The sequence below is a fragment of the Sorangium sp. So ce321 genome, from assembly GCF_051530195.1.
GTDB lineage: Bacteria > Myxococcota_A > Polyangia > Polyangiales > Polyangiaceae > Sorangium.
Map to the genome: position 1 here is coordinate 14,271,904 of NZ_CP150329.1, position 17,056 is coordinate 14,288,959.

12 protein-coding genes are annotated in these 17,056 nt (G+C 73.2%); 9 read left to right on the plus strand and 3 right to left on the minus strand.

Going from position 1 to position 17,056, the window contains the following annotated elements; genetic code table 11:
- The first annotated feature begins 227 nt into the window (after positions 1–227).
- From WME89_RS53020 to WME89_RS53035, 4 genes are read left to right on the plus strand one after another with little or no spacing between them, the layout of a single operon-like run.
- Complete coding sequence (locus WME89_RS53020; protein WP_438007095.1) at positions 228–1,103, plus strand: formate dehydrogenase accessory sulfurtransferase FdhD; 876 nt, start codon at positions 228–230, stop codon at positions 1,101–1,103.
- Positions 1,100–3,433: an FdhF/YdeP family oxidoreductase gene (locus tag WME89_RS53025; RefSeq protein WP_438007096.1), complete on the plus strand. Its 2,334-nt coding sequence runs from the start codon at positions 1,100–1,102 to the stop codon at positions 3,431–3,433. Before WME89_RS53020 ends, WME89_RS53025 begins: the two co-directional genes overlap by 4 nt.
- A 34-nt stretch (positions 3,434–3,467) precedes the next feature.
- Positions 3,468–4,874 carry an aminotransferase class III-fold pyridoxal phosphate-dependent enzyme gene (locus WME89_RS53030; RefSeq protein WP_438007097.1) on the plus strand — a complete coding sequence of 469 codons (1,407 nt, stop codon included), beginning with the start codon at positions 3,468–3,470 and terminating at the stop codon, positions 4,872–4,874.
- A complete protein-coding gene (locus WME89_RS53035) occupies positions 4,871–5,851 on the plus strand; it encodes a histone deacetylase family protein (RefSeq protein ID WP_438007098.1) in 981 nt (326 codons plus the stop codon). Before WME89_RS53030 ends, WME89_RS53035 begins: the two co-directional genes overlap by 4 nt.
- 59 nt (positions 5,852–5,910) lie before the next feature.
- Here WME89_RS53035 and WME89_RS53040 read toward each other — a convergent pair whose 3' ends face one another.
- Positions 5,911–6,501 carry a Uma2 family endonuclease gene (locus WME89_RS53040; RefSeq protein ID WP_438007099.1) on the minus strand — a complete coding sequence of 197 codons (591 nt, stop codon included), beginning with the start codon at positions 6,499–6,501 and terminating at the stop codon, positions 5,911–5,913.
- A gap of 191 nt (positions 6,502–6,692) precedes the next feature.
- On the opposite strand from WME89_RS53040, the gene WME89_RS53045 reads away from it, so the two are divergent.
- A complete protein-coding gene (locus tag WME89_RS53045; RefSeq protein ID WP_438007100.1) occupies positions 6,693–7,715 on the plus strand; it encodes a GAF domain-containing protein in 1,023 nt (340 codons plus the stop codon).
- 1 nt (position 7,716) lies between these two features.
- On the opposite strand, the gene WME89_RS53050 is transcribed toward WME89_RS53045, so the two are convergent.
- Positions 7,717–8,949, minus strand: a complete 1,233-nt coding sequence (locus tag WME89_RS53050; protein ID WP_438007101.1) for a hypothetical protein — start codon at positions 8,947–8,949, stop codon at positions 7,717–7,719.
- A gap of 57 nt (positions 8,950–9,006) precedes the next feature.
- On the opposite strand from WME89_RS53050, the gene WME89_RS53055 reads away from it, so the two are divergent.
- The 4 genes from WME89_RS53055 (at position 9,007) to WME89_RS53070 (ending at position 15,170) form a co-directional block, all read left to right on the plus strand.
- On the plus strand, positions 9,007–10,359 hold the full coding sequence (locus WME89_RS53055) for an NAD(P)/FAD-dependent oxidoreductase (RefSeq protein ID WP_438007102.1): 1,353 nt from the start codon (positions 9,007–9,009) through the stop codon (positions 10,357–10,359).
- Positions 10,356–11,642, plus strand: a complete 1,287-nt coding sequence (locus tag WME89_RS53060) for a serine/threonine-protein kinase (protein WP_438007103.1) — start codon at positions 10,356–10,358, stop codon at positions 11,640–11,642. The genes WME89_RS53055 and WME89_RS53060 overlap by 4 nt, the downstream gene beginning before the upstream one ends.
- Positions 11,643–11,694: 52 nt before the next feature.
- A complete protein-coding gene (thrC, locus tag WME89_RS53065; protein WP_437622637.1) occupies positions 11,695–13,038 on the plus strand; it encodes a threonine synthase in 1,344 nt (447 codons plus the stop codon).
- Positions 13,039–13,238: 200 nt separating this feature from the next.
- A complete protein-coding gene (locus WME89_RS53070) occupies positions 13,239–15,170 on the plus strand; it encodes an ATP-binding protein (RefSeq protein ID WP_438007104.1) in 1,932 nt (643 codons plus the stop codon).
- 19 nt (positions 15,171–15,189) lie between these two features.
- Here WME89_RS53070 and WME89_RS53075 read toward each other — a convergent pair whose 3' ends face one another.
- Positions 15,190–17,031: an STAS domain-containing protein gene (locus WME89_RS53075; protein WP_438007105.1), complete on the minus strand. Its 1,842-nt coding sequence runs from the start codon at positions 17,029–17,031 to the stop codon at positions 15,190–15,192.
- Between the last annotated feature and the right edge of the window lie 25 nt (positions 17,032–17,056).

Genomic DNA, 17,056 nt, shown 5'->3' on the forward strand with positions numbered 1-17,056 from the left:
GTGGATTCGTCCTACACGGGCGCTGTCAGCGCACCTGACTGCCGCGACAGCCCACGTGGTCCTGACCGCCGTGACAGCCCTGTCTCCGGACGGTCTGCGGCGGGCGCTCGCGTCGCGGCGCCATGCAGGCGGGCGCTGCCGCGCCGCGGTCTCCTCGGCCGGCGCCGGCCGCTCCTGCTCGACGGTCGGTCGCAAGGGAATAGGATGTGGGGAGGCCGGACGCAGCCATGCCCTCAAGCACCACCCACGTGTCGATCCGCAGGATCACGAACGACAGCGCCGCCGACGCCGAGGATCAGCTCGCCGTCGAGGCGCCGCTCGAGGTCGTCGTCGTCGCGCGAGCCCGCGGGGCGCTCCCCCTGGCCTCGCAGGAGCGCGCCGCCCGCCGCCTGGGCATCACGATGCGCACGCCCGGCCACGATCGCGAGCTCGCGATCGGGCTCCTGTTCGCCGAGGCGGTCATCTCGCGCGCGGCCGACGTGGTCGCCGTCGACGAGGTCCCCGGCCCCTCGGGCGATCTCGTGCGCATCACGCTCGCCGACGGCGTGACCGTCGACCTCGGGCGCACCGAGCGCGCCCTCGCGGTCGCGAACGCGAGCTGCGGCGTCTGCGGCAAGGCCTCGATCGACGTGGCGTCGTTCGCGCCGCCCTCGCCGCTCGCGCGCGGCGTCCCCCGGCTCGCGCCGCGGGTCGTGCACGGGCTCGCCGCGCGGCTCCGCGAGGCGCAGCCGGTGTTCGGGCGGACCGGGGGGCTGCACGCGGCGGCCCTCTTCGACGCGCGCGGCGCGCTCGTCGACATCCGCGAGGACGTCGGCCGTCACAACGCCGTCGACAAGCTCGTCGGCGCCGCGCTGCTCGCCGGGCGGCTGCCCGACCCGGGCGCGGTGCTCATGGTCAGCGGGCGGGCCGGGTTCGAGCTCGTGCAGAAGGCGCTCCGGGCCTCGATCCCGGTGATGGTCGCGGTCGGCGCGCCGTCGAGCCTGGCCGCCGAGCTCGCCGCGGCGCACGGCATGACCCTCGTGGGCTTCGCCCGGGACGCGCGGTTCAACGTGTACGCCGGCGCGGAGCGCATCGCCGCCCCGGCGGTGGAGGCGGCGTCGTGACGGCGCGCGACGTGCTGCGCGACGTGCAGGCCGAGCCGCCGCTCGAGCCCGAAGCGCCCCGGATCGGCGGCCGCAGCGAGGCGGCCGGCGGCCTCGCGGCGGTCGGCGCGACGCTGCGGCACGCGGTAGGCGAGATGGGGGTCGCGCGCGCGGTGCGCACGCTGCTGCGCGTGAACCAGGGCGAGGGCTTCGACTGCCCCGGCTGCGCCTGGCCCGAGCCCGAGGAGAAGCGCTCGGTCGCGGAGTTCTGCGAGAACGGCGCCAAGGCGGTCGCCGAGGAGGCGACGCTCGCGCGCGTCACGCCGGAGTTCTTCCGCGAGCACAGCGTCGAGGCGCTCTCGAGGCAGTCGGACCACTGGCTCGGCAAGCAGGGGCGGCTCGTCCAGCCGATGCTGCTCGAGGAGGGGGCGTCGCACTACCGCCCGGCGTCGTGGGACGAGGCGCTCGACATCGTCGCGTCGTCGCTGCGCGCGCTCAGCTCGCCGGACGAGGCGGTCTTCTACACGTCGGGGCGCACGAGCAACGAGGCGGCGTTCCTCTACCAGCTCTTCGTGCGCGAGCTCGGGACGAACAACCTGCCCGACTGCTCGAACATGTGCCACGAGTCGAGCGGCGTCGGCCTACGCGAGGCGATCGGCGTCGCCAAAGGCACCGTATCCCTTCACGATTTCGAGCTCGCGGACGCGATCTTCGTCGTCGGCCAGAACCCGGGGACGAACCACCCGCGCATGCTCTCGGCGCTGCGCGAGGCGCGGCAGCGCGGCTGCGAGATCGTGACGGTGAACCCGCTCCCCGAGGTCGGCAGCGAGCGCTTCCAGCACCCGCAGCACCCGCTCGACCTCGTCGGCCCGGGGGTGACGCTCTCGACGCTCTTCCTCCAGGTGCGCATCAACGGCGACGTCGCGCTCTTCACGGGGCTCATCAAGGAGATGCTCGAGGAGGAGGAGCGGAGGCCGGGGGCCGTGCTCGATCGCGAGTTCATCGCGCGCCACACGCACGGCTTCGAGGCGTTCGCGGCCGCCGTGCGCAGGGCGCCCTGGGACGACATCGTCGAGCAGAGCGGGGTCCCGCGCGACCGGATCCGGGCGGCGGCCGAGATCGCGATGCGGTCCGAGCGCACGATCGCGTGCTGGGCCATGGGCCTGACGCAGCACCAGAACGGCGTGGCCAACGTGCAGCAAGTCATGAGCTTCCTGCTCCTGCGCGGCAACATCGGCAGGCCCGGCGCGGGCGCGTGCCCGGTGCGCGGCCACAGCAACGTGCAGGGCGACCGGACGATGGGCATCTGGGAGCGCCCGCCCGCCGAGCTCCTCGACCGGATCGAGAAGAACTTCGGCTTCGCGCCGCCGCGCCGCCACGGGCTCGACACGGTCGCAGCGATCGCCGCGATGGCCGACGGGCGCGCCCGCGTCTTCTTCGCGCTGGGCGGCAACTTCCTCTCGGCGACGCCGGACACCACCTTTACCGCCCGCGCCCTCGCCCGGTGCGACCTCACGGCGCACGTGTCGACCAAGCTGAACCGGGCCCACCTCGTGACGGGCAGGCGCGCGCTCATCCTGCCCTGCCTCGGGCGCACCGAGCGCGACGTGCAGGCAGGAGGGCCGCAGCTCGTGACGGTCGAGAACTCGATGGGCGTCGTCTCGAGCTCGCGCGGCGCCCTCCCGCCGGCGTCGGAGATGTTGCGGAGCGAGGTGGCCATCGTGGCGGGGCTCGCCCGCGCGACGCTGGGCGCGAGGTCGCGCGTGCCGTGGGAGGAGCTCACCGCCGACTACGACCGGATCCGCGAGCTCATCGAGCGCACGATCGACGGGTTCGACGACTTCAACGCGCGCGTCAGGGACCCGCGCGGCTTCGCCCTGCCGAACGCCGCGGCCCGGCGCGAGTTCCGCACCCCGACGGGCAAGGCGAACTTCATCGCGCACCCGCTGCCGCGGCACGAGCTCGAGCCCGGCGAGCTCCTGATGATGACCATCCGCAGCCACGACCAGTACAACACGACCATCTACGGGCTCGACGACCGCTACCGCGGCGTGCGCGGCGGGCGCCGCGTCGTGTTCATGAACGCCGAGGACGCGGCCGAGCGCGGGCTCTCGCAGGGGGAGCTCGTCGACATAACGAGCCGCTTCTCCGACGGGGAGCGCGTCGCGCGCGCGTTCCGGGTCGTGCTCTACACGATCCCCCGCGGGAACGTCGCCGCCTACTTCCCCGAGGCCAACGTGCTCGTGCCGCTCGGCAGCGTCGCCGAGAAGAGCCACACCCCCGCGTCGAAATCGATCGTCGTGCGCGTTGGGCCTACCGCGCCCGCCGCGGCGCGCGACGGATCCGCGTGACGCCCCGCCGCGCCCGCTGCATTGGAGTCCGACCATGAACGCTCAGCCCAGCATCGCCCCGCCCATCCCCGGTGAGCCCGAGCGCGCCGCCATGCGCACCGCGATCCCGGGGCCCGCGTCCGAGGCGCTCCGCGCGCGCCACCACCGCCACCAGGACGCGCGGCCGATCCACTTCTACCAGGACGCGCGGAAGAGCCTCGGCAACTACATGGTCGACGTGGACGGCAACGTGCTGCTCGACGTGTACGGGCACATCGCCGCTGTGCCCATCGGCTACAACCACCCGGATCTGCTCGCCGCCTGGCGCAGCGGCCGCTTCGACTGGTGCGCCGGCTACCGCTCCGCGCTCGGCGTCGCGCCCGCGCCCGAGTGGGTCGACCTCGTCGAGAACACGCTGATGCGCGTCGCGCCGAAGGGGCACTCCCACGTCTTCACCTTCACGACCGGCGCCGAGGCGGTCGAGAACGCGCTCAAGGCCGCGTTCATCCGGCTCGCCCGGCGCCGGCGCGGCGGCGCGCAGCCGAGCGACGGCGACCTCGCCGCCTGCATGCTCAACCAGCAGCCCGGCGTGAACGCCTTCAAGGTGATCTCCTTCGAGGGCGGGTTCCACGGCCGCAGCATGGGCGCCCTCTCGGCGACGCGCAGCAAGCCGATCCACAAGCTCGACATCCCCGCGTTCGACTGGCCCGTCGTGCCGTTCCCCGCGCTCCAGTTCCCCGAGGCGGAGCACGCCGAGCAGAACCGCGCCGCCGAGGCGCGCTCGCTCGAGGCGGTCGAGGCGGCGCTCGACGCGCACCCGGACGAGATCGCCGCGCTCATCGTGGAGCCCATCCAGGGCGAGGGCGGCGACCGCCACGCGAGCCCCGCGTTCTTCCAGGCGCTCCGCCGCCTGACCGCGCAGCGCGGCGTCGCGCTCATCATCGACGAGGTGCAGACCTGCGGCGGCGGCACCGGCGCGCTCTGGGCGCACGAGGCGTGGGACCTGCCCGAGCCGCCGGACATGGTCACGTTCTCCAAGAAGATGCAGCTCGGCGGCTTCTACTGCCGCGAGGAGCTCGCGCCGGTCGAGCCGCTGCGCGTCTTCAACACGTGGCTCGGCGACCCGCTCCGCGGCGCGCAGCTCGAGGTCATCCTCGAGGTCATCGAGCGCGACCGGCTCCTCGAGAACACGCGGGCGACCGGCGAGCGCCTGGTCGCCGGGCTCGAGGACCTCTGCCGCCGCTACCCCGGGGTGCTCTCGGGCGCCCGGGGCACCGGCACCTTCGCCGCGGTCGACTTCCCCCACGCCGCCCGGCGCGACGCGGCGCTCACCGCGCTCCGCAACCGCGGCCTCGAGGTGGGCGGCTCGGGCGATCGCACGCTCCGCTTCCGGCCGGCGCTGGTCTTCGGCGCGCGCCACGTGGCCGAGGCGCTCGACCTCGTCGAGTCGGTCTGCAAGTGACCTCCGCCGCGGCCGCCTCGCGCCCGGTCCGGGTGTTCCACTCGCCGCGCTACTTCGCGGACATCGGCGAGCACGTCATGCCGATGCGCAAGTTCGCCCTGGTGCGCGAGGCGATCGAGCGGAGCGGCTTGCCGGTGCGCGTGGTCGAGCCCGAGCCGGTCAGCGACGAGGATCTCCTCCGCGTCCACACGCCCGAGTACCTCCGGGCGGTCGCGACCGGCGAGCCCCGGGCGCTCTCGGAGTCCCAGAAGTTCCCTTGGTCGCCGGCGCTCGCCGGGGCGGTCCGCTTCACGAACGGCGGCTGCGTCGCCGCCGCCTTCGCGGCGCTCGAGGACGGCGTCGCGGGCAACCTCGCGAGCGGCTTCCACCACGCGCACGCCGATCACGGCGAGGGCTTCTGCACCTTCAACGGCCTCGTCGTCGCCCTGGAGCGCGCGCGCGCCGAGGGGCGCATCCGGCGCGCCCTGGTGGTCGACATGGACCTCCACTACGGCAACGGCACCGCGTCGCTGCTCGCGTCGCGCCCGTGGGCGTCCGCGCTCTCCATCTACGGCAACTGGTACAAGCAGAACCGGGCGTACCGGGACGTCGAGGCCGAGCGCGCCCCGGACACCGAGAACAGCTGGTCCGTCCCGGTGCCGGGCGGGAGCGGCGGCGCCGCCTACCTCGAGATCCTGGCGCGGCACCTCGGCCCCGCGATCGACCGCGCGGCGCCCGACCTGATCCTCTACCAGGCCGGCGCGGACCCGTTCCGCGAGGACCCGTACTCGCCGCTCGACCTGACGCACGACGACCTGCGCGCGCGCGACGAGATCGTGTTCCGGGCCGCGCTCGAGCGGCGGATCCCGATCGCGTGGGTGCTCGCGGGCGGCTACACGCCCGACGTGAGCCGGGTGGTCGAGGTGCACCTCGGCACGTTCGTCGCGGCGGTGCGGGCGAGGGAGGCGATGGGCGCCGCGGGCGATCTCGAACGCTGAGCTCGCGGGCGCCGGGGAGGCGCGCGCCGTTCAGCTGTCCCTCTCGCGCTTCCGCCGGCTCACCCCGCGCCGCTCGCGCGCCCGCTCGTCCACCACTCCGCGACGTCGGGCTCCACCGCGTCGAACGGCTCCGCGCGCACCCGCGCCTCGCCGACCACCACGCCGAGCTCGAGCCATTTGCCCTCGTGCAGCCGGCTCCAGGTGAACGTCTGCGCGTCGAGATCTACGTACCAGAGCCAGCCCACGCCGGCGCGCGCGTAGAAGGGGCGTTTGACGGCTTGCGTGTAAGAGCGCATCCGCGGTGAGAAGATCTCGCAGACCCAGTCGGGGGCGATGCGGATGGGCTCGTCCTCGGGCAGCTCGGACAGGCGCTCGCGCTTCCAGCCCGCGATGTCGGGGGAGAACTCAGGTGAGCCCGGCAGCTCGATCCCGGGCTCGGGCAGGATCCACCATCCGCCCGGGCCGCTGCGGCTGCGGTCGTAAGGATCGATGAGCTCGTGGTCGATGAGCGTCAGGACGCGCTGGTGGCGCGAGCTCGGTCGCGGCTGGGTGTACAGCACGCCCTCGATGATCTCGCCCTTGATGTGCGGCGGGAGCGCCTCGAGGTCGGCCATCGTGGCGGGATCGATCCTGCGTGCCGGGTCAGCCATCGCCGAGATCCTGCCCGGCGCGAGCGGGCGCGGCAACGAGGGCGCGCGCGGGAAGTAGCGGAGCGCCATCGGCGATCCCGGCGCATCGGCGCACGCCGCGGGCGCACGTCCACCGCGCGGGTGAGCAAGAGCGGCGGGGGCGCGGCGCGGTGCTGCGCCGGCGCGGCGGCCTTTGCTGGTAACCTGCCGCCATGGCCGACCTGAACGACCCCGCCCGCCTGGCCGAGCTGCATGGCGCCATGCTGCGCACCGAGGCGGACGCCCTCCTCGACGCCTGCGTGGCGCGGGCCGCCAAGCTCGCGCGCGCGCCGATCGCGTTCGTCAGCCTGGTCATCCGCCACATCCAGCTCCTGCGCGCGCACCACGGCTTGCCCCTGGAGCTCGCGGTGAGCTGCGCGACCTCGCGGAGCAACTCGTTCTGCCAGCTGGTCGTGCGCGACGACGTGCCGCTCGTGGTCGAGGACGCGCTGCGCGACCAGCGCGTGCCGAAGGACCTCGTCGAGAGCTACGGCATCCGCGCGTACGCGGGGGTGCCGGTGCGGGTGCGCGGCTACGCCATCGGCTCGCTCTGCGCGCTCGACGTCGTGCCCCGCCGCTTCGAGCCGCGCGTCATCCATGGCCTCGAGGAGCTCGCCCTCGACGTCGCCGTCCGGCTTTCCGCGCTCGTCGAGCGCGACGCCCCGCTGGGCAGCGCCGACGTGCAGGAGCGCCTCGTCCGCGTCGAGCAGGCCACGCGCGCGCTGGAGCGCGCGCTCCTCGCCCTCGCGCCCGTCATCGCCGCGGTGCAGGGCGCGACGGGGACGCGGCCGGCGCCGCCGGTCGTCCACGCGGCGAGCGCGATGCACGCGACGCCGGCCAACCTGCGCGCGGCCGTCGGGTGCTGGCGCGACATGGGCCCCGTCGCCGACGAGCTCCGCGACGAGGCCGAGGCCGTCGCCAGCTCCGCCCAGACCGAGACGACGGTCCGCATCGCCGCGGACGCCCGGGCGCTCGCCCAGAGCCTCGCCGAGATCGGCCCGCTCGTCCGGCTCGCCGAGGGCGTGCTCGACGGAACCCTGGGCGAATCTGCCGCGGCCAAGGGCCGGGCCCTCGTGCTGCGCGGCGCGCTCGAAGCGCACGAGGCCGCCTCCGCGGCGGTGCGCCAGATCCGCGCCGGCGTCGAGCGCGCGCGCGCGGCGACCGGCGGCGCGACCGGCGGCGCCGCCGCTCCGTGAGTCACCGCGGCGTCGCGGTCGAGGCCGGCGCGGGCAGCTCGCGCGTGATCTCGCCCGCGTCCACCCCCTCGGGCGGCGGCGGCTCCGACCCGGGCGACACCGGCGTGCCCTCCCAGGTCGCGCTCTTGTCCCGGCTCCCGTAGACGAACGGCGGTCGGCTCTCCAGCTCCCGCGCGATGCGGGCGAGCTCCTCGTCGAGGTGGCGCGGGTTCGCGAGCCGCTCGCGGATGCCGCTGTTCAGGTAGCCGCGGATGTCCGGGCTGTCCGGGTAGTACTTCGTGTAGACGTTGTACCGGAAGAGCGGCTTCAGCCGGTGCAGGTCCTTCGGCCCGGTCGGCAGGGGCAAGAGCTCCACGAAGCTCTTCCGCTTCGCCCGCTCCTCCAGCCGGTCGAGGACGAGCTGGAGGCTGCTCTCGAGCAGCTGCGGCGCGCAGTGATCCGCGAAATCGTCGTAGAGCAGCCGCATGAGCGCCCTCGCCTCGTCGATCGGCAGCTGCGCCTGCCGCTCGCGGCCCATGCGCCGGACGAGGACCATGAACGGAGAGGGCTGGTCGCCCGTCGCGCGGATCTCCTCCGGGTCGCGGAAGTCCGGTTGCCTGTAGGGAAAATGGCGCGGGTTGATCGCGTCGAAGCCGCCGCGGCCGTAGAAGAGGATGCGCTGCCACGACAGGCGCTCTTCCGGCGTGAAGAACTCGACCTCGGCCGCGAGATCCATGTTCATCCCGAAGTACTTGCCGGGGGCCGTGGGCGCGGGGAGCGTGATCTTCCCCATCGCGTGGAGGTCGGCGAGGTACTGCATGGCGAGCTCGACCGGCGCGATGCGCAGCCAGTACGACAGCACCGTCCCGCGCGCCTCGGGGATCATGAAGATATGGGCGAGGTAGATGACGCAGAGATCCGGCGCATACGCCGGATTGACGAGGACGGTCCCGTCGCGGACGCCGCGCACATTTCCGTCCGAATCCCGCGCCACGAGCAGGAAGTAGCGCATGTATGTGCCCGACGGCTCGGGCGTGAACGGGTCGTCGCGCAGGAAGGCTTGGATGGCCTCCTTGCGCTCCATCTCCCCATGAGGACCGAAGCAGTCCCAGAGGATCTGATACGCCTTGTCGAAGTCCGGGTCGGAAGGGTCCTCGATCGACCAGATCTGGTATTTGCGAGTTTCGCGCTCGATCATCTCCACCACGTCCTGGTGGAAGAGATCCTTCATGCAGAGCCGGACGCGCTTCTTCAAGGAGGGCTCCCGGGGTCCATGGTGCCAGACGGAGCGTTCATCTGATAGGTAATCATCGTGACTCGCGCAGCGCTCGTCGACCCGCGTACCGACATCGATGCCGCTCGCTCCGTGTGGAGCGACGCGGGCCCTGCCTATGAGCCCGTCCCGCCGCTGCGCGGGGACGCCGTGGCCGACGTGGCCATCATCGGGGGAGGGTTCACCGGAGTCTCCACGGCATACCATCTAATCCGCAGATTTCCGAGCCTCCGCGTCATGATCCTCGAGGCGCGTCACCTCGCGAACGGCGCGAGCGGGCGCAACGGCGGGATGATGCTGAACTGGGTTAACGGCGTGAGTTACCGGGATCCGGAGCTCACGCGCCGCGTCTACGAGACCACGCGCGACGGGATCGACGGCATCGTCGGCGTGATCCAGGAGCACGGCCTGCCGGTGCGCTACCGGCGCGACGGCTGCATGGAGGTGCTCACGGACGCGCGGCGGGCCGAGGTGGCCCACGCGCGCGTGGAGCAGCTCGCCTCCTGGGGCATTTCGCTACAGTACCTGGACAGCGCGGCGCTCTCGAGGCGGCTCGGCATCCACGGGGCGGCGGGGGCGGTGCTGGACCCGACCGAGGGGCAGCTCAACGGGGTCGACCTGCTGCGCAGCCTGCGCCCGCTGCTCCTGGCCAAGGGGGTCGCCCTCCACGAGGAGACGCCGGTGCTCGGCGTCCGGGAGGGGCGCACGATCGAGCTGACCACGCCGGGCGGCGTCGTCCGCGCCTCGGCCATCGTGCTCGCGACGAACGGCTACACGCCGCGGCTCGGCTACTTCAAGACCGGCATCTTCCCGCTGCACTCGCACGTGATCGCGACCGAGCCGCTCGACGCCGAGGCGCGCGCCGCGCTCGGCTGGGGGCAGGTCGCCGGCTTCAGCGACGATCACGACCGGATCGCGTACGCGAGCATGACCCCGGCGGGCGAGATCGTCTTCGGCGGGGGCAGCAACGCGGCCTATGCCTACCTCTACGGGAACCGGACGTCCTACCCGGGCTCACCCGGCTCGGCGGGGCCGGCGTTCGAGGCGATCCGGCGCCGGCTCACCGGATATTTCCCGGCGGCAGAGCGGCTGCGCATCGCGCACCGCTGGACGGGGACGCTCGGGATCACGATGAGCCGGCTCTGCAGCATGGGGGTGCGGGGCGAGCACCGGAACGTGTACTACGCCCTCGGGTACAGCGGCCACGGCGTGGTCCTCGCCAACCTCGCGGGCCGCGTGCTCTGCGACCTCTACGCGGGCGACGACGCGCGGTGGCGCGACCTGCCCTTCTACATGAACCCCCTGCGGGGCGTCCCGCCGGAGCCGCTCCGCTGGCTCGGCTACCACGCGTACACGAAGCTGACGGGGCGCTCGCCGCGCCAGGTGGCGTGAGCGCGGCGCGCGGCGGCGCCGCCGCGCGCGCCCGGCGCGCCCTCGGGAAGAACCGCCTGCTGCGGGGAGCCCGGCGCCTCGCGGCCGCCATCGCCGGGCGCGCGCCCGTCGTCGGCGACGCCGAGCGCGCGCGCGTCGTCGGCGACGCCGAGCAGGCTTGCGTGGCCGGAGCGCGGGGCGCTATTCGATGCGGGGCCATGTTCTGCGCGCGCTGCCATCGGGAGTACGACGCGGGCCATCGGTTCTGCCCCTACGACGGCGCGGAGCTCGCCGAGGAGCGGCGCATCGACCTGTTCCGGTTCAAGCCGACCCGGCTGCGGGGCACCATCCTCGGGGAGCGCTACGAGGTGCGCGGCTACCTCGGCAAAGGGGCGATGGCGCGCGTCTACCTCGCGCTCGAGCTCGAGACGGGGCAGCCGGTCGCGATCAAGGTCCTGGAGTCGTTCGCCGCCCGGGCGGAGCGGACCCGCGAGCGGTTCGTGCGCGAGGCGCAGAGCGCCGCCATCATCGGGCACCCGAACATCGTCAAGGTGCTCGACGCGGGCACGCGCTCCGCCGACGGCGCCCCCTACCTCGTCATGGAGTACCTCTTCGGCGAGTCGCTCGGCGACTGGCTCCGGCGCGAGCGCCGCATGGACGCCGACCTCGCCATCCCGGTGCTGTCGCAGGCCGCCTCCGGGCTCGCCGCCGCGCACCGGGCCGGCATCATCCACCGCGACGTGAAGCCGGACAACATCTACCTCGTGGGCGCGCTGGGGGACCCGTACGCGGTGAAGGTGCTCGACTTCGGCCTGGCGAAGATGCAGGCCGCCGACCACATCACGGCGACAGGCACCGCGGTGGGCACCCTCGAGTACATGGCGCCCGAGCAGGTCGTGAGCGACAGGCCCGACGCCCGCACCGACGTCTACGGGCTCGGCGTCGTCATGTTCCGGACCTTCACCGGCGAGCTCCCGTTCCCGCGCTCCGAGCAGGCGGAGCTCCTCGCCCGGCAGCTCGCGACGCCGCCGCCCCGCCCCTCGGAGAAGCGCCGCAGCATCGACCCGTCGCTCGAGGCCGTGATCCTGAAGGCGATCCGGAAGCGACCGGAGAACCGCTATCCCTCGATGGAGGCGTTCATCGAGGACCTCGAGCGGCTGGCCGGCGATCGGGACGGGCCGCTCTCGGCGGAAGAGCCGCTCCCGGAGCCGAACGACGTCTATGTCCCGCAGGGATCGTTTGCCAGGAACGCGGCGATCTACTTCTATAGGCGGCTCGGCATGGAAGCCCCACGCTTCGACTGACCAACACCACCTCCCGCGGGCGCTTCCCGCCATCCAGGAGATCCGCATTACCATGGCCTACTCTGCTGCATTCCGATGTCTGACCGGCTGTCCCGGGAGCTACCCGCTGACGCAGCCGCTCTACCGCTGCCCCACCTGCGGCGGCCTGCTCGACGTCGCCCACGACATCGAGGCGCTCCGCGATCGGAGCCCCGCCACGTGGATGAAGCTCTTCGACGAGCGCTACAAGCGCACGGTGTGGCCCTACGGCTCCGGGGTCTGGGGCAAGCGGGAGTGGGTCGCTCCCCAGGTCCCTGACGAGGCCATCGTGTCGATGGACGAGGGCGGCACCAACCTGTTCTGGGCCGACCGCTACGGCCGCTCGCTCGGGCTCGACGAGGTCTGGGTGAAGCTCTGCGGCAACAGCCATACGGGGTCGTTCAAGGACCTCGGGATGACGGTGCTCGTCTCGGTGGTGAACAAGGCGATCCGCGAGGGCCTCGAGGTGCGCGCGATCGCGTGCGCCTCGACGGGGGACACCTCGGCGTCGCTCGCGGCGTACGGCGCGGCGGCCGGGTTGCCCGTGGTCGTGCTGCTGCCGCGGGGCAAGGTGTCGATGGCGCAGCTCGTCCAGCCGATCGCGTCGGGGGCGCTGGTCCTGTCGCTCGACACCGACTTCGACGGCTGCATGGCCATCGTGCAGCGCCTCTCGGCCGACGGCGTCGTCTACCTGGCGAACTCGATGAACGCCCTGCGCCTCGAGGGGCAGAAGACCGTGGCCTTCGAGATCGTGCAGCAGTTCGACTGGACGCTGCCCGACTGGGTCGTCCTGCCGAGCGGCAACCTCGGCAACGCCTACGCCCTCTACGCCGGGTTCAAGATGCTGAAGGACCTCGGCCTGACGACGCGCTTCCCGCGCCTCTGCGTGGCGCAGGCGGAGCGGGCCAACCCGCTCTACCGGGCGTGGGCCGAGGGGCGGAGCGAGGTCGTGCCGATGAAGGCGGGCGAGACGCTGGCGAGCGCGATCCAGATCGGCAACCCGGTGAGCGCGCCGAGGGCGATGCTGGCCCTCCAGGCGATGAACGGCGTCGCCGAGCAGGTGACCGAGGACGAGCTCTGCGACGCCGCGGCCCGCGCCGACCGCACCGGGATGTACACCTGCCCGCACACGGCGGTCGCCCTCGCCGCCCTGGAGAAGCTCGTGAAGAAGGGCCTCGTGGAGAAGCGCCAGCGGGTCGTGGTGGTCTCGACGGCGAACGGCCTCAAGTTCACGGAATTCAAGGTGAAATACCACGAGCGCGCGCTCCTGGACGTGACCAGCCGGCACGCCAACCCGCCGGTCGAGCTGCCGCCCGACTACGACCGCGTCCTCGCCGCGCTCGACAAGCACGCGGCGCACGCCGCGCGCGAGCGGTGAGCGCGCCGGGCGGGCCGGGCCTGCCGGTGCGCTGAGCGGCCCCGGCCCGACCGGCGCGCGCGGTCGCGCGGTGGACGACAGCGCGCCCGGCGCGCGCGGCCCTCCGCCCCGGCGGGACGCCGGCCGTGCCGCGCGGGGCCGGCCCTGGGGCGCCTTGACGCGCCTCTGCCCCCCGCCATCCTCGTCCGGCAGAGGCACCCGTGGACATCCGCCACCGCACGCTGCTGTCCTTCGCCCCCCTCCTGACGGTGGCGGTCGCGCTGGCGGTCTTCATCCCCCTCGTCAACGCGAAGCTCTCTCGGATCTCCGCGCAGCAGCTGCGCACGCTGAGCGACCTCGTCGACATGCAGGACATGGAGCTCTCGGTCCTCGGCCAGCGCGAGGCCGTCGGCCAGGCCTTCCGCGGGTTCAACGCGTCCCTGTACGCGCTCGATTACGCGAGCCGCCGGGACCAGACGCTCGCTCATTTCAACAGGCCGCGGGCCGAGGAGGGCTCGCCGGACGAGCAGCTCTGGCGGCACCTCGCCGCGGTGTACGCCGAGCTCGACGGGCAGCACGCGGCGATCCTGGGCGCGCTGCAGGAGGGGGACACGGCGCGGGCGACGTCGGTGTTCTATGGCAAGGCCCAGCAGCTGACCTACGTGCTCCTCGCGAGCGCGCGGGCGGGCCAGGCGCAGGACAGGGAGCGGCTCGACGAGCTCGAGGTGAAGAGCCGCACGCTCAAGCAGCGCGCGCTGTTCGGGCTCGCGGTCGGCCTCGGGGGCAGCATCTTCCTGGCGGTGACCTTCGCGTGGCTCCTGATCCGCGAGATCGTGCGCCCGATCGAGCGGCTCGCCGCGGACGCGGCGCGGTACGCCTCGGGCGACGTCTCCGGAGAGCTCAGCCCCGTCGGGAAGATCAAGCAGCTGAAGCACCTCCGGGACGCCTTCCAGCACCTGCTCGGCGTGACCCTGGCGCGGCAGGACCGGCTCCAGCGCGCCCACGTCGACCTGGAGGAGCAGGTCGCCCGCGAGCAGCAGCTCCGGGCGACGGTGCAGGCCCTCAACGAGGACCTCGAGCGGGCCAAGGACGAGCTGGAGCGGCGCGTGGAGGAGCGGACCGGGGAGCTCACCGTCGCGAACGAGCGGCTCCAGGTCGAGCTCGTCGAGCGGGGGCGCGCGGAGGCGGCGCTCAAGGCGAGCGAGGAGAAGCTCCGGCAGCTGAACGAGGCGCTGGAGCAGCGGGTCGTCGAGCGCACGGCGGAGCTCGCGGCGGCCCAGCGCCAGCTGCTCGACACGGCGCGGCGCGCGGGGATGGCGGAGGTCGCCACCAACGTGGTGCACAACATCGGCAACGTGCTGAACACGGTCAACGTCTCCGCCAAGCTCATCGCGGAGGAGCTCGGCGGCGCCAGGCTGGCGAAGCTGGAGCGAACGGCGCAGCTCCTCGCGAGCCACAAGGACGACCCCGGGAGGTTCCTCACCGAGGACGAGCGAGGGCGACACCTCATCGCTTACCTGGAGGCGCTGGCGGCGGCGCTCCAGGGCGATCGCCAGCGCGCCCTGGGCTACGTCGAGCAGCTCGGCAAGAGCGTCGACCACATCAAGGACATCGTCCGGACGCAGCAGACCTACGCCGGCGCCACCACGGTCGTCGAGCCCGTGCAGCTCTCGGATCTCGTGGAGGACGCCCTCCGGATGAACGACGTGGCCCTCACGCGGCCGCACATCAAGGTCGTGAAGGACTTCGCGTGCCCGCGCCCTGTCTACGTCGACAAGCACAGGCTCCTGCAGATCCTGATGAACCTCATCAGCAACGCGAAGTACGCGATGGACGAGCTGCCCGGCAAGGAGCACGAGCTCACGCTGCGGGTCGAGGCGGGCGGGACCGGCGGAGAGGGGGTCGTGCGGATCTCGGTGCGGGACTCGGGGGTGGGCATCGCCCGAGAGCACCTGACCCGGATCTTCTCTCATGGGTTCACGACCCGCAGGGGCGGGCACGGCTTCGGGCTGCACAGCTGCGCGCTGGCCGCCGAGGAGATGAGCGGCACCCTGTCGGCGAGGAGCGACGGCGCGGGCCGCGGGGCCACCTTCACGCTCGAGCTCCCGGCGCGGCTCGGGAGCGCCGCCCCGCAGCGCGCCCCGGAGGCCTGAGCGGGGAGGAGCGGCGGCGCTACCTGCGCGCCCGCGAGCGGCGGCGCCGCCGCCCGCGGGCGGACGCGGAGGTCATCGCCGAGGCGATGCCGTTCTGCAGCGTGTTGTGCGTGACGATCCCGCTCATGTCGACGCCGAGCTCGACGAGCGTCCTGGCGACGTCGGGGCGCAGGCCGGTGATGATCACCTCCGAGCCGAGGAGGCGAACCGCGACCGCCGCGCGCAGGAGCTCGTCGGCGCACTGCCCGTCGATCTGCGGCACCCCGGTGATGTCGAGGATCGCGACGTGCGCCCGGCGGGCCGCCACGCCGCGGACCAGCGTCTCCTGCACCCGGCGCGTCCGCTGCGCGTCGAGGGCGCCGACGAGCGGCATCACGACGATGTCGTCGCTGATGGGGATGAGCGGGGTCGACAGCGCCGCGAGGATCTCGTTCTGCGCCCGGAGGGCCTCCTCCCGGGCGCGCCGCGCCTCGGTCTCGGCCTCGGCGCGCTTGCGCTCGGTGATGTCCCGCACGATCACGACCGCCTCGGCCCTGTCGCTGCCGGCGATCCGGACCTCGTAGTCGCGCGTGCCTTCTCTCAGCTGCTCCTGGTACTCGAAGACGTGCGTGGCCTCGTCGGTGAGCGCGCGCGCGACGCGCTCGGCGATCTGCTCCGCCACGCGGGCGGGGAACACGTCGGAGACGTGCCTGTGCAGGAAGTCCCCGGCGCGGAGCGACGGCCTCGACTCGCGGGACGCCTTGAAGTCCAGGCACACGCCGTCGCTGCTAAGCCGGAGGATCGTGTCGGGGATGGCGTCGAGGAGCGCGCGGTTGTTCGCCTCGCTCCGGCGCAGGGCAGCCTCGACGCGCTTGCTGCCGATGAAGTGGCCGGCCTTGGCGGCGACGGCGAGCAGCACGTCGAGCAGCCGCGGGTCGGGCTCGCGCCGCTCGGCGTCCATGAGCTCCAGCACCGCCGCGACCTGCGCGTCGGCGCGGACCGCGATGGGGAGCTCGACCGCGAAGCGCAGGCCCGCGCGCCGCGCCGCCGGCGCGCGGGCGTCGTCCTCGACGGCGTCGAGGTCGCTGAACCAGCTCGGCTCCCCCTGGGCGAGCGCGCGGCCGGGCAGCCCCGCGTCGCGAGCGAACCGGGTGCTCCGGGTCGCCGCCTCGAGCTCGGCCGCGTCGTCGGGCGCGGCGCTCCAGGTGTGCTCGCAGCGCAGCCCGTCGCTCTCGTCGTCGCCGAGCCACAGGGCCGCGAACCGGAAGCCGAGCGTCTCGCCGAGCGCGCTGAGGAGCGCCAGGATGCCCTCGGACAGCGTGGTCGACTCGACCAGGATCCTGGTCACCGTGTACTGCGCCGAGACCTTGTAGTTGGCCTCGTAGAGGGCGCGGCGCTGGTTCCACTTCTCGGTGAGCGCGAAGGCCATCTGCCGGACCTCGTTGGGGTCGAACGGCTTCGCGAGGATGAGGAGGTTGTCGGTGCGCCCGAACCGCGTGGAGATCTCCTCCCACGAGTAGTCCGAGTACGCCGAGCAGATGACCGCCTGGATGGCGGCGTCTTCCTTCCAGATGCGGGAGAGCGTCTCGATGCCGTCCCACCCGGGCGGCATGCGCACGTCCACGAAGACGAGGGCGTACGGGGCGCCGGCCTGCTGGGCCTCGCGGACCTTCTCCAGCCCCTCCGCCCCCTGGGTCGCGCACGTGAGCTCGAACGTCACCGGCCTCCGGCCAGGCGACTCGCGGAACAGCGCCGACTCGAGGCTGTCGAAGGCCGAGGTCTCCGGGTCGGACCGGAGGATCCTGCGGAAGTCCTCGTGGATGGCCTCGTTGTCGTCGATCAGCAGAATGCGCCGGTTCTGCTGCCAGCTAGGGTCCCGCATGGCCGAGTCCTCGGGGCGTGAGGTC

Excerpts from the sequence above, each read along its gene's own strand:
- WME89_RS53030 (WP_438007097.1), top strand. The coding sequence starts at position 3,468 with ATGAACGCTCAGCCCAGCATCGCCCCGCCCATCCCCGGTGAGCCCGAG.
- WME89_RS53020 (WP_438007095.1), top strand. The coding sequence starts at position 228 with ATGCCCTCAAGCACCACCCACGTGTCGATCCGCAGGATCACGAACGAC.
- WME89_RS53075 (WP_438007105.1), bottom strand. The coding sequence starts at position 17,031 with ATGCGGGACCCTAGCTGGCAGCAGAACCGGCGCATTCTGCTGATCGAC.
- thrC (WP_437622637.1), top strand. The coding sequence starts at position 11,695 with ATGGCCTACTCTGCTGCATTCCGATGTCTGACCGGCTGTCCCGGGAGC.
- WME89_RS53040 (WP_438007099.1), bottom strand. The coding sequence starts at position 6,501 with ATGGCTGACCCGGCACGCAGGATCGATCCCGCCACGATGGCCGACCTC.
- WME89_RS53045 (WP_438007100.1), top strand. The coding sequence starts at position 6,693 with ATGGCCGACCTGAACGACCCCGCCCGCCTGGCCGAGCTGCATGGCGCC.